Here is a 16,137-nt window from a genome sequence, read left to right as displayed (position 1 = left end):
GTGAAAGACCTTGCGACGACGCTGACCGATCCCGCCACACTGCTGGCCCTATTGGTGGCGGTGGCCGTGTTCGCCACGCTTTATTCGCTCGCAACACCCTTCCTCGAGCGCGGCAACCTCGACAAGCGCATGAAGGCCGTTTCCACCGAGCGCGAGCAGATCCGCGCCCGCGAACGTGCGCGGATGAACGCCGAGCAGTCGAAAACATCTCTGCGCACCCAGAACAACCAGTCGGTCCGTCAGATCGTCGAGCGCTTCAACCTGCGCAAGGCGCTGGTCGACGACAACACGGTGAACCGCCTCAAGGCCGCCGGCCTGCGTTCGCAAAATGCGCTCAACGTCTTCCTGCTTGCGCGTTTCCTGCTGCCCTTCGTGTTCCTGGCCGCGGTCGCCTTCTGGGTCTTCGGGCTTGGCAACCTGGCCGGCCAGTCCTTTGCCGTGCGCCTGCTCGTGACGATCGGCGCCGCTTATATCGGCTTCTACGCCCCGAACATCTATGTCTCGAACCTCGTCAGCAAGCGCCAGTTGTCGATCAAGCGCGCGTGGCCGGACGCGCTCGACCTGATGCTGATCTGCGTCGAATCCGGTATCTCGATGGAAGCGGCGATGCGCCGTGTCGCGGAGGAAATGGCGCAGCAATCCCCGCCGCTTGCGGAAGAAATGGTGCTGACCATGGCGGAACTCTCATTCCTCCAAGACCGTCGAATGGCGCTCGAGAACCTTGGCACCCGTACCGGGCTCGATATTGTCAAGGCGGTGACGCAGGCGCTGATCCAGGCCGAACGCTACGGCACGCCGATCTCGCAGGCGCTGCGCGTGCTGGCTCAGGAAAGCCGTGATGAACGCATGAACGAGGCGGAAAAGAAGGCCGCCGCCTTGCCACCGAAGCTCACCGTGCCGATGATCCTGTTCTTCCTGCCGGTGCTGATCGCCGTCATCCTCGGCCCGGCAGGCATACAGGTCGCCGATCGCTTCTAGTCGATCTACTTCTTGATGAACTGCACCTGAACTTCAGCTTCAGTGCCGGTTCAGTACGTGCCGCGCAATCTTGATCGCGTGAATGCAACATCGCCCTTGAAGCGCGATGCGAGAGGATCAAACCCATGCTTGCACGCTTTTGCATCAACCTTGCCCTGATCAGCGGTGTCGTCACGGTGATCACCCGCCTCATCTGAGGACGCAGGCCAAGACGACGTCAGGCACGTTACATCTCGACGCTGACGTCTTGCCAGCGACGGTTCTGCTCGTCGAAAGCGATCTCTACCTTGAAAGGCTTGCGATCGAAGCCATCGGCCGCGCGGACGTCGACCAAGCCCCGGGTCTCAAGCCGGCAGCCGTAGTGCCGGACATTTGTCAGGGCGAAGCCGACCACGCCCGCCTGTGCCTCGACGATCTCCGCGGATTTTTCCAGCGCGAGGTCGGCGGCGCAAGGATGCGCATTCGGCTCACCGGTCGCCATGACGAATGCAAGCGCTGCCAGCGGCGCGGCAAAGGCAATCGATCCTGCTGCGATGTTCATTCCGCGGCCTCCTCCCACTTGGATCAAGCCAGGATAACGGGCTTCAGCGACAGCGCAAATAGCCATCGCAAAACGATCAGTCGATCTCGTTGCGGTGATCGAGATACCAATCCACAAAAGCCTTCACCCCGACATCGAGGCCGATCTCCGGCTTCCGGCCTGTAAGAGCGACGAGCAGGTCCGGGCTTGCAAAGGTACGCGGCACGTCACCCTTCTGCATTGGCAGCATCTTGCGCTTGGCAGGCTTGCCCATCACCTTTTCGATCGTCTCGACGAAGTCCAGGAGGCCGGCCGGCTGTCCGCCACCGATATTGACGACGCGGAACGGGCCCTGATGCGACAGCGTGTCGATTTCGGGCACGCGGTTTTCTTCCCCCGGATATACCTTTGACAGGTCGATGATCGAGTTCACCAGGTCATCGATATAGGTGAAGTCACGGCTCATCTTGCCTTCGCCGTAGATCTCGATCTCGCGGTCTTCGATCATCGCCTTGACGAACTTGAAGAGCGCCATGTCGGGCCGTCCCCAAGGACCGTAGACTGTGAAAAACCGGAAGGCGGTGATCGGCATCTTGTGGAGATGCGCGTAGGAATGCGCCATCAGTTCCATGCTCTTCTTCGTTGCGGCATAGAAGGTCAGCGGCTCGTCCGCCTTGTCGATCTCGCGGAACGGCACTTCCGGGTTCGAGCCATAGACCGAGGAGGTGGAGGCGAGCATCAGGTGCCCCACCTGGTGTGCACGGGCGATCTCCAGGATATTCCAGGAGCCGACGAGATTGGAATCGAGATAGGCTTTCGGATTTTCAAGGCTGTATCGCACGCCGGCCTGGGCTGCGAGATGGATCAGCACGTCCGGCTTGAAGCTCGAGACTGCCTCTTCCAGCAGCGCCTTGTCTTCCAGCATGCCGATGACCGGCCGGAAGGTTGGAAACTGCGCCAGCCCCGCATGCCGCGCTTCCTTGAGGCGCAGGCTGTAATAGGGCGTCATGCCATCGAAGCCCAGGACCTCGTGGCCGTCCTCCAGCAGGCGTCGCGCCAGATGGAACCCGATGAAGCCTGCCGTACCGGTGATGAAATAACGCATGTGCGAGCCTGTCGTCAGAAGCGGAAAGTCACTCCTGATGCTCTAGAGCCTCGAGGGACTTTCGACAACACGGGTGCCGGTGAAAAGATTGCGCTTTCTAGTGGAAGAGGCGCAGGCGCGCGGGCGGCGTGCCTTCACGACCGTTCTTGCGGTCGACGGCAAACTGGATGAGGTCCATCGATGCCTGGTCGGTAAGAGGCTTGGCCATCACTCCCACCACGCCGGATACACCGGATGCCACGAGGCCCGGATTTCCGGTGATCATGATGACGACGATGCCGTATTCCGCCAAGGCCCTGGCGATTTCGGGGCCGGTTTCGCCATCGGCGAGGCGCACGTCCACGAAGGCGATGTCGGTTTCTCGTGTGTAGTTCAGCGCAACGGTCATGTCCGGTGCTATGCCAACAACATCATGCCCGCTGCGGTGGATCGCGTCTTCGATGTCCATGGCCACCAACAGACTGTCTTCGACGATCAGGAAACGGTATTCCAAAGCTTGCTCCTCCAGATCCAGCACGCGAAATAGACTTATAGCCCCACTTGGCAAGTGGAAGACCATGTTAGCTGCGCATTTTTTAGAAATGTGATCGAGCTACGTCCGGTCAATGTAACAGAGGCTCACGAAAGGTGAGCGATCGGGAGGAACCACTTTCGACCTTCATGAATTATCCGCCGGAACTCAACGAACGGAGAAGACACATGAAGAAGATCATCCTTGCTTCCTGCGCTATTCTTTCAGCGTCCTTTGTTGGCCAGGCCAATGCCCAGGAGAGCACCGTTAATGGCGCTGCAGGTGGTGCCGTCACCGGCGCCATCGTTGGTGGCCCGGTTGGTGCAGCCGTTGGTGGCGTTGTTGGCGCCGTTGCCGGCACCGCAATCGACCCGCCGCCGCGTGAAGTCGTTACCTATGTCGAAGAACAGCCAGCAACAACGGCCGTCACCATCGAAGAGCCGGTTGTCGTCGGCAAGCCGATCCCGAGCAGCGTCGTGGTCACGCCGGTGCCGAGCAACCCGAAGTACGCTTATACCGTGATCAACAAGCAGCGCGTCATCGTTGATCCGGAAACCCACACGGTGGTCCAGGTCATCGACTAAGCCTGGCGCATCACGTGTAAAAAAGCCCTGCTGCCACCAGCAGGGCTTTTTTCGTGTCTGGCCTAGACGAGAACCGCCTGGTCGACCCGGTCATCCTGGCCGAAGAATTTGAGGTAACGCTCCACCTCGGCCGGATCGCCGGTGGCCTTGCGCGGGTTATCCGACAGCTTCACCGCTGGACGGCCGTTCGCCTCGCTGACCTTGCAGACGACCGAGATCGGCATCAGGCCGGCATTTTCCGTCGGCGCGCATCCGGCAAAGTCATTGGTGAGGTTGGTGCCCCAGCCGAAGCTCATGCGCACCCGCCCCTCGAAATGCTTGTAGGTGTCGATGATGGCGTCGACATCCAGGCCATCGGAGAAGATCAGCAGCTTTTTGCGCGGGTCACGACCCATCTTCTCCCACCAGGCGATGATCTTTTCGCCGCCTTCAATCGGAGGCGCGCTGTCGGGGCGGAAGCCGGTCCAGTCGGCGATCCAGTCCGGCGCGTCGCGCAGGAAGGCGGCCGTTCCGAAGGCATCGGGAAGAACGATCAGCAGGTTACCGTGGTAGAGCCGGTTCCAATCCTTGAGCACCTGGTAGGGTGCGGCGCGCAGTTCCTCATCCGTGTTGGCAAGCGCCGCTGCGACCATCGGCAATTCATGGGCGTTGGTGCCGACGGCTTCAAGATCAGAGTCCATGGCGAGCAGCACGTTGCTGGTGCCGGTAAACGCCGGGCCGATGCCTTCCTTCAAGGCTTCGACGCACCAGCGCTGCCAAAGGAAGGAATGGCGACGGCGGGTGCCGAAGTCGGAGATGCGCAGGCCGGGCAGCATGCGAAGCCGCTCCACCTTTTCCCACATCTTCGCCTTGGCCCGGGCATAGAGCACATCCAGCGTGAAGAAGCCGAGCGAGCGCATGGCGCTGCGCGATCGAAGCTCGTTGATGATGGCGAGTGCCGGGATCTCCCACAGTGTCGTATCCATCCACTTGCCGTGGAAGGTCAGTTCGTACTGGCCGTTCTGCTTGCGCAGTTCGTATTCCGGCAGCCGGTAAGTCGACAGCCAGTTGAGGAATTCCGGTTCAAAGATCTGCTTGCGGCCATAGAAGGTGTTACCGGCGAGCCAGATCATCTCCTTCTTGGAAAGGGTGACGCTTCGCGCATGGTCGAGTTGTTCGCGCAGTTCACCCTCGTCGATCTCTTCCGCCAGCTTGACGCTCGTGGTGCGATTGATCACCGAGAAGGTAACATCGACATCCGGATACAGCTTCCAGATCATCTGCAGCATCAAAAGCTTGTAGAAGTCCGTGTCGATAAGGCTGCGGATGATGGGGTCCAGCTTCCAGGTATGGTTATAGACCCTGGCTGCGATATCCGTCTTGGTCATGCCTGCCCTTGCCTCGATCTTCCGGAAGATCGACTCCGCCGACTCGAGATGCATTCGGAGGCAACGGCTGCTCCACCTCCGGGCAGACTTATCGAAAACTTTGGAGATGAAGTCTAGACGAAAACCGGCCGCGAACGAGCGCGGCCGAGGGAAATTCTTGTCCGATCAGTTGGCGGGTTAGTTGCCCGACTGGGAATCGTTTGCGGCCGAAGCTGGCGGCGGAGCGGCCGCAGGATCCGCACTTGGCGCGGCATTGGAGTTCTGCGGGGTGGTGCTGCCGGCCGGTGGCGTTGCCGTCTGGGCGTCCGGTGCATCACTTGCCTCGCCCCACCATTGCGCAACGGCAAAGGCGATTGCCACGAGGACAAGGGCACTGATCAGCACTTTGAGGACCGGAAGGCCCTGGCGTCCCTGGCGGGCGTCGGTTGCAGTCTCGACCACGGGGCGAGAACCAGCAGTACCGGCTGGGCGGTTTCCGGCGTCCTTGGGATCGAAACGGGTATTCATGATTTCGCTCCTGGTTTGGGGCCGGTGACATCCGGCTCATCGACAAGGAAACGAAAGGCCACGGCGAATGTTCCGCCATGGCTGGAGCTCATTGGAAAGGGTCGCTTTAGTAGCCGGTCGTTCGGTCCACCACGTGCCGCAGCGGCTGCCCAGCCTCGTAGTCATTCATCTGCGCTTCCGCGTTGCGGAACAGGGCCCGCACATCCGAAGCCGATGCCGCGTGCGGCGTGATGATGACGTTCTCCATCGACCACAGGGGGCTCGTTTCCGCCAATGGCTCCTGCTCGAACACGTCAAGCGAAGCGCCGCCGAGAACGCCGATCTTCAGGGCTGCGATCACATCCACCTCGACTTGGCTGCCGCCGCGGCCGGCATTGATGAAGACCGGCTTGCCCAGGGCGCCTCCCTGGCGCAGCTTGCCGAACAAGTCAGCGTTGAAGATGCCGCGGGTCTGCGGCGTCAGCGGCAACAGGCCCACCAGGATATCCGTCTTGGCGAGGAATTCGTCCAACCCGCTTTCATCGAAGGTTTCGACGCCGTCGATCAGCTTCTTGCTACGCGACCAGCCGATGACGTTGAAGCCCATGATCTTGAGCTTGGCGACCGAATCCTGACCCAGCACGCCGAGGCCCATGACGCCGACCGTGAGATCCTTGGCTTCCGGCTGGCTTAATTCCCGCCAGACCCGCTCGCGCTGCTGCTTTGCATAAGCCGGGACTTGGCGCAGATGGCTGAGCGCCTGCAGGACCACCCACTCGCTCATGCGCGTCGTCAAGCTTTCATCCACGAAACGGACGATCGGAATGTCGGGCAGGTTCGGCATGGCGAGGATGTAGTCGACACCCGCCCCGCCGGAAAACAACACCTCCAGCTTCGGCGCGCGCTCAAACAGGGTCGGATCGGGCTTCCAGATCACCGCGTAACGTGCGTCAGACAGGTCGGCCGCCGCATCCGCAGCGCGCAGCACGTTGCGGCCTGCAAAGGCGTTGCTCAGTGCCTCGTCCACCTCCCGGCGCGCGAACTTGAGATCGATGACGACCGTTTTCTTCTCAGACATGCTTCATTCTCGTTACTGGTTGATTGCCGCGGTTTCGACGGTTTCAAGGTTGAAGGCCGCCGCCATCAGGGCGCGGGTATAATCCTCCCGCGGCGCGCGGAAGATCTGCTCGGCCGGCCCTTCCTCCACCACCTTGCCAAGCCGCATGACGATGACATGGTTGGCGAGCGCCTTCACCACCTTCAGGTCGTGGCTGATGAAGAGGTAGGCGAGGTCGTGCTTCTTCTGGAGATCGCGCAGCAGATCGACCACCTGCGCCTGGACGGTCATGTCGAGCGCCGAGGTCGGCTCATCGAGCATCACGAAACGCGGTTTCAGCACCATGGCGCGGGCAATGGCAATGCGCTGCCGCTGGCCGCCCGAAAACTCATGCGGATACCGCCAGCGGGTCGCCGGATCGAGCCCCACTTCCTGCAGTGCCCACACGACCCGCTTGTCGCGCTCGTCGGCCGACAAACCCTTCTCGTGGACCTTCAGGCCCTCGGCAATGATCTCGCCCACGGGCATGCGCGGGCTGAGTGAGCCGAACGGATCCTGGAAGACGACCTGCAGCCTGTCGCGGAAGGGCCGCATCTCCTTGAAGGAGAAGTTGTTGATCTCGTTGCCGATAAAGGCAATCCGTCCCTGCGAGGAGATGAGGCGCGCCAGCGCCAGACCGAGCGTCGTCTTGCCCGAACCGGATTCGCCAACGACGCCCAGTGTCTCGCCGGCCCGCAGCGTAAGATCCACGCCATCCACCGCCTTCACATGGTCGACCACCTTGCGCAGCAGGCCGGACTTGATGGGAAACCAGACACGGATGTCCTTGCCTTCCATCACCACCGGCTTCGTCGGATCGGGAACGGGCGGTTCGCCACGTGGCTCCGAGGACAAGAGGTGGCGGGTGTATTCGTGCTGGGGGTTCTGGAAAACCTCCTCCACTGTGCCCGTCTCGACGATCTTGCCCTTGGTCATGACGCAGACGCGATCGGCGAACTTGCGGACGATGCCAAGGTCATGGGTGATGAACAGCATGGACATGCCATGCTCGCCCTTCAGACTGCGCAACAGGTCGAGGATCTGCGCCTGGACCGTCACGTCGAGCGCGGTTGTCGGCTCGTCGGCGATCAACAGCTTCGGCCGGTTGGCGAGCGCCATGGCGATCATGACGCGCTGCCGCTGTCCGCCAGAAAGCTCGTGCGGATAAGCCTTCAGCCGCTTTTCCGGCTCGCGGATGCCAACCTGGGCGAGAAGTTCGAGCGTCCTTACCCGCGCCGCCTGCCCGGTAACCGCCTGGTGCAGCTCAAGGATCTCGCCGATCTGCTTTTCGATCGTATGGAGCGGATTGAGCGAGGTCATCGGCTCCTGGAAGATCATCGTGATGTCATTGCCGCGCACATGGCGCAGATGCGCTTCCGACGCCTTCAGCAGGTCCTTTCCGTCGAAAAGGATTTCGCCGGTCGGATGGCTTGCGGCCGGATAAGGCAGCAGCTTCAGGATGGAGTTGGCGGTGACCGATTTGCCCGAGCCGGATTCGCCCACCAGCGCCATCACCTCGCCAGGCATGATGTCGAAGGAGACGCGGTCGACGGCGGTGGTCGTGTTGCCGCCCTGGTGGAAGGCAACCGACAGGTCTCGTACGAAAAGAAGCGGGCTCGTCATCCGAACGTCTTTCTGGGGTCGAACGCATCGCGCACCGCCTCGCCGATGAAGATCAGCAGCGACAGCATGATCGACATGGTGAAGAAGGCCGTGAAGCCAAGCCATGGGGCTTGCAGGTTGTTCTTGCCCTGCTGGATCATCTCGCCAAGCGACGGCGAACCCGGCGGCATGCCGAAGCCGAGGAAGTCAAGCGAGGTGAGCGTGGCGATCGATCCCGACAGGATGAACGGCAGAAAGGTCAGCGTCGCGACCATCGCGTTCGGCAGCAGGTGCCGGTACATGATCGTCCAGTTGCCGACGCCGAGCGCGCGGGCGGCGCGGACATATTCGAAGTTTCGTGCCCGCAGGAATTCAGCCCGAACGACGCCGACAAAGCCCACCCAGGAGAAAAGCAGCATGATGCCGAGCAGCACGAAGAAGCCGGGCGGCATGATCGCGGCGATGATCAGCAGGATGTAGAGAACCGGCATCGAGGACCAGATCTCGATGAAACGCTGCAGCAGCAGATCCGTCCAGCCGCCGAAGTAACCCTGTACCGCACCAGCCGTGACGCCGATGATGGCCGAGCAGATGGTCAGCGCCAGGCCGAACAGGACGGAAATCCGGAAGCCGTAGATCATCCGCGCCGTCACGTCGCGCGCCTGGTCGTCGGTGCCGAGCCAGTTCATGTTGCCGAGGATGCAGTTCGGATCGGCGTCCTGCTCGGGATAGGCCCTGCAGCGCTCTTCCTTGTCCATAAGCCAGAAGGGCTCGGTCGGCGCCGAATGCGGTATGTTGGAATTGACCGTCTGGTAGGAATAGCGGATCGGCGGCCAGATCATCCAGCCGTTCGACTCGATCTCCTGGGAGATGAACTCGGAGCGATAATCGGTGGTCGCCAGGAAGCCGCCGAACTTCTCCTCCGGATAATCCACCAGAACGGGATAGAGGATCTCGCCCTTGTAGGAGGCGATGATCGGCCGGTCATTGGCGATCAGCTCGGCAAACAGGCTCAGCACGAACAGGATCATGAAGATCCAGAACGACCAGTAGCCGCGCTTGTTGGCGCGGAAATTGGCAAGACGCCGCTTGTTGGTGGGCGAAAGCCACGGCCGCTTCTGCGGTCCGGTCGTCATGGCGGCAGCGGATGCTTCCATCACACGTCCCTCCGCTCAAAGTCGATGCGGGGGTCGATCCAGGTGTAGATCAGGTCCGAGATCAGGCTGACAACGAGGCCCATGAGCGAGAAGATGTAAAGCGTGCCAAAGACGATCGGGTAATCGCGGTTGACGATGGCGAGGTAACCGAGGCGGCCCAGCCCGTCGAGCGAGAAGATGTTTTCGATCAGCAGGGAGCCGGTGAAGAAGGCGGAGATGAAGGCGCCCGGAAACCCCGCGATGACGATCAGCATCGCGTTGCGGAAGACATGCCCGTAAAGCACCTGCCGCTCGTTCAGACCCTTGGCGCGCGCCGTGGTCACATACTGCTTCTTGATCTCGTCGATGAAGGAGTTCTTGGTCAAAAGCGTCGTGGTGGCGAAGGCCGAGAGCGACATGGCGATCAGCGGCAGGGTGAGGTGCCAGAAATAGTCGATGATCTTCTGCCACCATGTCAGCTCGGCGAAATTGTCCGACACCAGGCCACGCAGCGGGAACCAGTCGAAGAAGGAGCCGCCGGCAAACAGCACGATCAGCAGGATGCCGAACAGGAAGCTCGGCACCGCGTATCCGACGATGACGATGCCGGACGTCCAGACGTCGAAGCTCGACCCGTCCTTTACCGCCTTGCGGATGCCGAGCGGGATGGAGATTAGGTAGGAGACGATGAGGATCCAGAAGCCGAGCGAGATCGACACGGGCAGCTTGTCGATGATGAGATCGAGCACCGAGGTGTTGCGGAAGAAGCTTTCGCCGAAGTCGAAGCGGAGGTAGTTCCACATCATCTCGAGGAAGCGCGTCAGAGGCGGCTTGTCGAAACCGAACTGCTGTTCGAGCTCCTTGATGAATTCCGGATCAAGCCCTTGGGCACCGCGATATCGCCCATCGTCGCCGCCGCCCTGGGTCGCGAGATCATTGCCCGCACCGGAAAGCCGGTCGCCGGTGTCCTGACCCTGGATCTGCGCGATGATCTGTTCCACCGGACCGCCCGGCGCGAACTGCACGACAAGGAACGAGATCGCCATGATGCCGATCATGGTCGGGATCATCAGCAAGATTCGGCGGAGTATATAGGCACCCATCAGGGCGTCCTTCCCATTGCTGCGGGCTTCGCTCTGCCGGTCCTGTCAGTGAGGCTCAAAAGGCGTCTTCCTCGTTCTGAGCGAATCAATCGATCAATATGGAACAGGTGCGGGCCAGCAGTGCAAGCCTGCAGCCTTCTCCCCGTCAGTTGCCGGTCTTGGCGTACCAGGTATCCGGGAAGCCGATCCCGTATTCGGGCAGCGTTTCGGGGCGTGTGATGCGGTTCCAGTAGGCGAGCTTCACCTCGCCGGAATAAAACAGCGGGATCACATAGTGGTTGGCGAGCAGCACCCGGTCCATCGCCTTGACGGCTGCGATCTGGTCCTCGCGGTCCGGCGTGAAGACGATCCTGCGGATCAGGGTATCGATCGCCGGATCGGCGATGCCGGCATAGTTTCGCGACCCCTCGCGGCTGACCGACTCCGAGCCCCAATATTCCATCTGCTCGTTGCCGGGATTGAGCGTTTGCGCCCAGACGGCCCAGATCACGTCGTAGTCGAAGCTTCGCGTCCGGTTGATGTATTGCGAGGAGTCCACGGTGCGGATGCGGGCGTCAATGCCGATCTTCTTGACGCTGGCCACGAACGGATTGACCGAACGCTCCTGCGAGGCGCTGTTGAGCAGGATTTCGAAGCTCAGCGGCTGGCCGGTCTTGGCGTTGACCATCCGGTTGCCCTTGAGGTCCCATCCCGCCTCCTTCAGCAGTTCGACGGCCTTGCGCAGGTTGTCGCGCACCTTGGCCGGATCACCGCCCACCGGGTTCTTGTAGGGCGTGGTGAACACCTGCGGCGGCACCTTGTCCTTCAGTTCCTCGAGGATGGCGAGCTCGCGCCCTTCGGGCAGGCCGGAGGAGGCAAGTTCGGTGCCCCAGAAGAAACTGTCGACCCGCTTCAACCCGCCATAAGCGAGGTTCTTGTTCATCGTCTCGAAATCGAAGGCGTAGTTCAGCGCCTCGCGGACGCGGGCGTCCTTGAAGATCTCGCGGCGCATGTTGGGCACCATGGCCTGCATGACACCAGTTGCCTTGAACGGATTGGTGAGTGCTTCCTTCTTGATCCGCCCATCCTTCACGGCATCGAAGTCGTAGCGGGTCGCCCAGCGGCTGGAACTGTTCTCCTGGCGGAAATCGATCGTGCCGGCGCGGAAGGCCTCGAACTCCACATCGGCGTCGGCAAAGTAGGTGTAGCTGATGGAGCGGAAGTTGTTCTGCCCGCGATTGATCGGCAGATCCTTGCCCCAATAGTCGTCGCGCAGTTCGTAGCGCACCACCGAGCCCGGCTGGATCGCCGCAATCTTGTAGGGTCCGGAGCCCATTACCGGCTCCAGCGTGGTGCGGGTAATGTCGCGCTGCCGGCCCTGGCTGTCCTTGCCTTCCCACCAGTGCTTGGGAAGGATCGGGAAATCGCCGACGATCGACGGCAGTTCCTTGTTGTTCTTTTCGTCGAAGTGGAAGGTCACCTCGCGTTCGCCGCTCTTTTCGGTGCCGGTCACATGGCGGTAGTAGCCCGAATAAAAGGCGCTGTTCTTCTTCAGCGTCTCCATGCTGAAGATCACGTCCTCGGGCGTCACCGGCTCGCCATCCGCCCACTTCGCTTCCGGCCTCAGCCGGAAGGTGACGGTCGACATGTCTTCCGGATAGGACACCGCCTCGGCGAGCAGCCCATAGGTGCCGAAAACCTCGTCTTCCGAGCGCTTCATCAGCGTGTCGTAGATCAGACCGACGCCGGAGGCGACCGTGCCCCGGTCGATGACGATATTGACGTTATCGAAGGTCCCTTCGTCGCCGAGCCGCAACTCGCCGGCCTTGGGTGCATCGACGTTGACATAAGGCAGTTGCTTGAAGTCTGGCGGAAGCTTGAGGTCGCCGATCACCGCCATCCCGTGGCGCCATTGGGGCTCCTGGGCGGTCGCGATCGATGCGATGGCAACAAAGGCGGCTGCAGCCACCGCAAGAGCCCGCTTCATTCGGCCGAACGTCATTCTCTACCTCTTGGTCAAGCGTCGATCTCGCGGTGAAGCATAGGGCAAAACCGGGCAAAAAACAGGGCGACCTACTCACAAGCATTTTATTCGCAGGTTGCTGCCAGGGGGCCGGCACGCCGCCATCTCCATTTCACCAAAATCCTGTTTCAGGTAGATTCACCATAGGAACTGATTTGCCGCGGAGCTGAAATGGAATCGACCTTGGGTGGCATGCTGCGCTTTGCTGCGGCCGGAATACTCTGTGCGGCGCTTGCCGCGCCGGCTTTTGCGAAAGACGAGACGCCTGCCAAGCAGTTGTTCGGAGCGGTGAAGCTGCCTTCGAGCTCGCCTGCCCAGCCGTTCGGTTTTTACGCCAAGGGCTGCATGTCCGGCGCCGTTGCGTTGCCAACCGATGGCCCGACCTGGCAAGCGATGCGGCTTTCACGAAATCGCCGCTGGGGCAACCCGCAGATGATCGCCCTTCTCCAGCAGTTCAGCCAGGACGCGGCCCGGCTTGGCTGGGGTTCCGGCATCCTCGTCGGCGATATTTCCCAACCGCGCGGTGGCCCGATGCTGAACGGCCACGCATCGCACCAGATCGGCCTTGATGCCGACATCTGGTTCACGCCGAAGCCGGCCCAGCCGCTGACGCCGCAGCAGCGCGAGGACATGCCGTTCACCTCCATGCTGGACAAGAGCAAGTTCCTGACCGTCGACGACCGTCGCTGGACCGGAACGCATGCCAAGCTGGTGATGCAGGCGGCAAGTTATCCGCAGGTGGAGCGCGTCTTCGTCAATCCGGCGATCAAGAAGAAGCTCTGCGAAACCTGGCGCGGCGACCGCTCGCTGCTTGGCAAGGTGCGGCCGGTTTATGGCCATGACGAGCATTTCCATATCCGCATGGCCTGCCCGCCGGGCGCGACATCCTGCAAGAAACAGGCACCGACGCCGACTACCGATGACTGCAACAGCAAGGAGCTCGCCTGGTGGTTCACCAAGGAGCCTTGGGCGCCGCCGCCGAAGCCGGATCCCAACAAGAAGCCGGTGAAGCCGCGCCAGGTGACGCTCGCCGACCTGCCGAATGCCTGCTCGGTAGTGCTTGCCGCGCCTTCGCGCTCAGAGGACGCAGCGACCTTTGGCGGCGCCATGGCCTATAGTGCGCAGCCTGCCGCTTCGGCACCGGCACAAGCCGTCGGCACCGTGATGGATTCCTCGCTGCCCCTCACCAACGTGCCGCTGCCATCGCCGCGGCCGTGAAGTTCATCTGCGAAAGCCGGTTCTTGAAACCGGCCGGCGCTCCGCCACCTTCCCAAGCGACGAACCGCAGGCTAGAAGCTTGCAAATCGATTGAAACCGTTCTTGGGGAGAACGTCCAATCATGCCGGCAAAGCCCTGCATCGCACTGATCGCGCACGACCAGAAAAAGGCCGACATGGCCGATTTTGCGCGTCAGCACCAGGGCGCCCTTTCCCGCTTCCGTATTGTTGCAACCGGCACGACCGGCGGTCGTGTGCAGGAGGCGTGTCCCGATCTTGATGTCACCCGGCTGAAAAGCGGCCCGCTTGGTGGTGACCAGCAGATCGGCGCGATGATCGCCACCGGCGAAGTGGACATGCTCATCTTCTTCATCGACCCGCTGAGCGCCCTGCCGCATGATGTCGACGTCAAGGCACTGACGCGGCTCGCCACCGTCTACGACATTCCGATGGCGCTCAACCGCGCCACTGCCGAAAAACTCATCGACTTCCAGAAGGACTAAGCGTTCGAATGGCCGACAGCATGAAGACTGACAAGCTGCCCTTTCCGATCCTGATCGGTGATATCGGCGGCACCAATGCCCGCTTTTCGGTCCTGACCGACGCCGATGCCGAACCGATCCCCTTCCCGAATATCCGCACTGCCGACTATCCGACCATCGATGCGGCAATCCAGAACGTCGTGCTGGCTTCCACGTCTGTGCGGCCGCGTTCAGCGATCCTTGCCGTGGCGGCGCCGGTGGACGGTGACGAGATTGACCTCACCAACTGCGATTGGGTGGTGCGCCCCAAGGGCATGATCGCCGAACTCGGTTTCGATGACGTGCTGGTGGTCAACGACTTCGAAGCCCAGGCGCTTGCCGTGGCTGCCCTGCCGCGTGACTTCCTGGACAAGCTCGGCCGGGGCGGCGAACCGCAACTTGCCTCGCGGGTGGTGCTGGGCCCAGGCACCGGCCTTGGCGTTGCAGGCCTTGTCCATGCACGCGAGATCTGGTTTCCGGTGCCGGGCGAAGGCGGGCATGTCGATGTCGGCCCGCGCTCCGATCGCGACTTCGAGGTTTTCCCGCACCTGAAGCGGATCGAGGGCCGTGTTTCGGCCGAAGAAATCCTGAGCGGCCGCGGCGTCATCAACATCTACCAGGCCGTCTGCAAGGCAGATGGCGTCCAGCCAAGCTTCAGCGATCCGGCGGATGTGACCGCCCGTGGCCTGGATGGCTCGAACCGCCAGGCTGTCGAGACACTTTCGCTGTTTGCCACCTATCTTGGCCGCGTCGCCGGCGACATGGCGCTGATCTTCATGGCCCGTGGCGGCGTCTATCTTGCCGGCGGCATCTCGCAGAAAATCATCCCGGCGCTGAAGAAGCAGGAGTTTCGTGCGGCCTTTGAAGACAAGGCACCGCATTCGGAACTGCTCAGCACCATTCCGACCTTCGTTGTGACACATCCACAGGCGGCACTGGCGGGGCTTGCAAGCTTTGCCCGGGCCCCCTCGGCCTATGGCATTGCAACCGACGGACGCCGCTGGCTTCGCTGACGGCGACCGCACCTTTCAAATAGGGATCCAAGCCGCTAAGAAGCGGTGGAGCGAAATTCGGGAACAGCCGCCATGATCGCAAATGACATGAAACTCGTCGTCGTCGGCGCGGCAGGCCGCATGGGCCAGACCCTGATCCGCGTGATCAGCGAGACGCCCGGCGTGGCGCTGCACGCAGCCATCGAACGGGAAGGTTCGCCCTTTATCGGAAAGGATGCGGGTGAAATGGCCGGCGCCGGCACGCTCGGCATTCGCGTGACCGATGATCCGCTGAACGCTTTCCTCGATGCCGACGGTGTGCTCGATTTTACGGCGCCGCAGGCGAGCGTCAACTTCTCGGTTCTCGCGGCCCAGGCCCGGATTGTCCATGTAATCGGCACCACCGGCTGCTCGGTGGAAGACGAAGCCAGGTTCGAGGCGGCGGGTCGCCATGCGCGGGTCGTCAAGTCCGGCAACATGAGCCTCGGCGTCAACCTGCTCGGCGTGCTTACCGAACAGGCCGCCAGAGCCCTGCCCTCAGCCGGCTGGGACATCGAGATCGTCGAGATGCATCACAAGCACAAGGTCGATGCGCCATCAGGCACTGCGCTGCTTCTCGGGGAAGCAGCCGCCAAGGGCCGCGGCATTGATCTCGCCGCCCACTCGGTTCGCGTCCGTGACGGCCATACCGGCCCGAGACCCGATGGCGCGATCGGTTTTGCCACGCTGCGGGGCGGCTCCGTGGTCGGCGATCATTCCGTTCTGTTTGCAGCCGAAGGCGAGCTGGTGACGCTGTCGCATAGCGCGCGCGATCGCTCGATCTTCGCCCGCGGCGCCGTTGCGGCCGCCGTCTGGGCGCGCGGGCAGAAGCCCGGTTATTATTCCATGCTCGATGTTCTCGGGCTTTCTTGAAAGAC

Annotated in this window: 16 protein-coding genes; 6 read left to right on the top strand and 10 right to left on the bottom strand. The window is 61.9% G+C overall.

Annotated features, from left to right (window positions below; translation table 11 throughout):
• The gene (locus CYG48_RS16085) at positions 1-978 is read left to right on the top strand and encodes a type II secretion system F family protein (RefSeq protein ID WP_118851297.1); all 978 of its coding nucleotides are present in this window, start codon (positions 1-3) and stop codon (positions 976-978) included.
• Between the two features lie 226 nt (positions 979-1,204).
• Here CYG48_RS16085 and CYG48_RS16080 read toward each other — a convergent pair whose 3' ends face one another.
• From CYG48_RS16080 to CYG48_RS16070, 3 genes are all read right to left on the bottom strand, one after another.
• Entirely contained in the window at positions 1,205-1,519 is a 315-nt protein-coding gene (locus CYG48_RS16080; protein WP_118851296.1) for a hypothetical protein, read from the bottom strand.
• A gap of 76 nt (positions 1,520-1,595) precedes the next feature.
• Positions 1,596-2,603: an NAD-dependent epimerase/dehydratase family protein gene (locus tag CYG48_RS16075; protein WP_118851295.1), complete on the bottom strand. Its 1,008-nt coding sequence runs from the start codon at positions 2,601-2,603 to the stop codon at positions 1,596-1,598.
• A gap of 97 nt (positions 2,604-2,700) precedes the next feature.
• Positions 2,701-3,096: a response regulator gene (locus CYG48_RS16070; protein WP_245450354.1), complete on the bottom strand. Its 396-nt coding sequence runs from the start codon at positions 3,094-3,096 to the stop codon at positions 2,701-2,703.
• A gap of 206 nt (positions 3,097-3,302) precedes the next feature.
• On the opposite strand from CYG48_RS16070, the gene CYG48_RS16065 reads away from it, so the two are divergent.
• The gene (locus CYG48_RS16065; RefSeq protein WP_118851293.1) at positions 3,303-3,698 is read left to right on the top strand and encodes a DUF1236 domain-containing protein; all 396 of its coding nucleotides are present in this window, start codon (positions 3,303-3,305) and stop codon (positions 3,696-3,698) included.
• Positions 3,699-3,760: 62 nt separating this feature from the next.
• On the opposite strand, the gene pncB is transcribed toward CYG48_RS16065, so the two are convergent.
• The 7 genes from pncB to CYG48_RS16030 all read right to left on the bottom strand — a co-directional run bounded on the left by pncB (position 3,761) and on the right by CYG48_RS16030 (position 12,469).
• Positions 3,761-5,065, bottom strand: coding sequence for a nicotinate phosphoribosyltransferase (gene pncB / locus CYG48_RS16060; protein ID WP_118851709.1), 1,305 nt, complete (start codon positions 5,063-5,065; stop codon positions 3,761-3,763).
• A gap of 177 nt (positions 5,066-5,242) precedes the next feature.
• Positions 5,243-5,572 carry a hypothetical protein gene (locus CYG48_RS16055; RefSeq protein ID WP_118851292.1) on the bottom strand — a complete coding sequence of 110 codons (330 nt, stop codon included), beginning with the start codon at positions 5,570-5,572 and terminating at the stop codon, positions 5,243-5,245.
• A 106-nt stretch (positions 5,573-5,678) separates the two neighbouring features.
• Positions 5,679-6,629 (bottom strand): 2-hydroxyacid dehydrogenase, encoded by a 951-nt coding sequence (locus CYG48_RS16050; protein ID WP_118851291.1) that lies wholly within the window; start codon positions 6,627-6,629, stop codon positions 5,679-5,681.
• Between the two features lie 12 nt (positions 6,630-6,641).
• Entirely contained in the window at positions 6,642-8,270 is a 1,629-nt protein-coding gene (locus CYG48_RS16045) for an ABC transporter ATP-binding protein (protein ID WP_118851290.1), read from the bottom strand.
• On the bottom strand, positions 8,267-9,406 hold the full coding sequence (locus tag CYG48_RS16040; RefSeq protein ID WP_118851289.1) for an ABC transporter permease: 1,140 nt from the start codon (positions 9,404-9,406) through the stop codon (positions 8,267-8,269). The genes CYG48_RS16045 and CYG48_RS16040 overlap by 4 nt, the downstream gene beginning before the upstream one ends.
• Positions 9,406-10,488 carry a microcin C ABC transporter permease YejB gene (locus CYG48_RS16035; protein ID WP_118851288.1) on the bottom strand — a complete coding sequence of 361 codons (1,083 nt, stop codon included), beginning with the start codon at positions 10,486-10,488 and terminating at the stop codon, positions 9,406-9,408. The genes CYG48_RS16040 and CYG48_RS16035 overlap by 1 nt, the downstream gene beginning before the upstream one ends.
• A 145-nt stretch (positions 10,489-10,633) precedes the next feature.
• Positions 10,634-12,469 carry an extracellular solute-binding protein gene (locus CYG48_RS16030; protein WP_118851287.1) on the bottom strand — a complete coding sequence of 612 codons (1,836 nt, stop codon included), beginning with the start codon at positions 12,467-12,469 and terminating at the stop codon, positions 10,634-10,636.
• Positions 12,470-12,661: 192 nt separating this feature from the next.
• Here CYG48_RS16030 and mepA point away from each other — a divergent pair, with 192 nt between their 5' ends.
• The 4 genes from mepA (at position 12,662) to dapB (ending at position 16,132) form a co-directional block, all read left to right on the top strand.
• The gene (mepA, locus tag CYG48_RS16025) at positions 12,662-13,708 is read left to right on the top strand and encodes a penicillin-insensitive murein endopeptidase (RefSeq protein WP_118851286.1); all 1,047 of its coding nucleotides are present in this window, start codon (positions 12,662-12,664) and stop codon (positions 13,706-13,708) included.
• A 121-nt stretch (positions 13,709-13,829) separates the two neighbouring features.
• Positions 13,830-14,210 (top strand): methylglyoxal synthase, encoded by a 381-nt coding sequence (locus CYG48_RS16020; protein WP_118851285.1) that lies wholly within the window; start codon positions 13,830-13,832, stop codon positions 14,208-14,210.
• Between the two features lie 8 nt (positions 14,211-14,218).
• A complete protein-coding gene (locus tag CYG48_RS16015) occupies positions 14,219-15,241 on the top strand; it encodes a glucokinase (RefSeq protein WP_118851284.1) in 1,023 nt (340 codons plus the stop codon).
• A gap of 72 nt (positions 15,242-15,313) precedes the next feature.
• A complete protein-coding gene (dapB, locus tag CYG48_RS16010) occupies positions 15,314-16,132 on the top strand; it encodes a 4-hydroxy-tetrahydrodipicolinate reductase (RefSeq protein WP_118851283.1) in 819 nt (272 codons plus the stop codon).
• Positions 16,133-16,137: the final 5 nt, after the last annotated feature.

The sequence above is a fragment of the Neorhizobium sp. SOG26 genome (assembly GCF_003491345.1).
Taxonomy (GTDB): domain Bacteria; phylum Pseudomonadota; class Alphaproteobacteria; order Rhizobiales; family Rhizobiaceae; genus Neorhizobium; species Neorhizobium turbinariae.
Note: the sequence above shows the minus strand (reverse complement) of the source record. Positions and strands in the feature narration are given on the sequence as shown.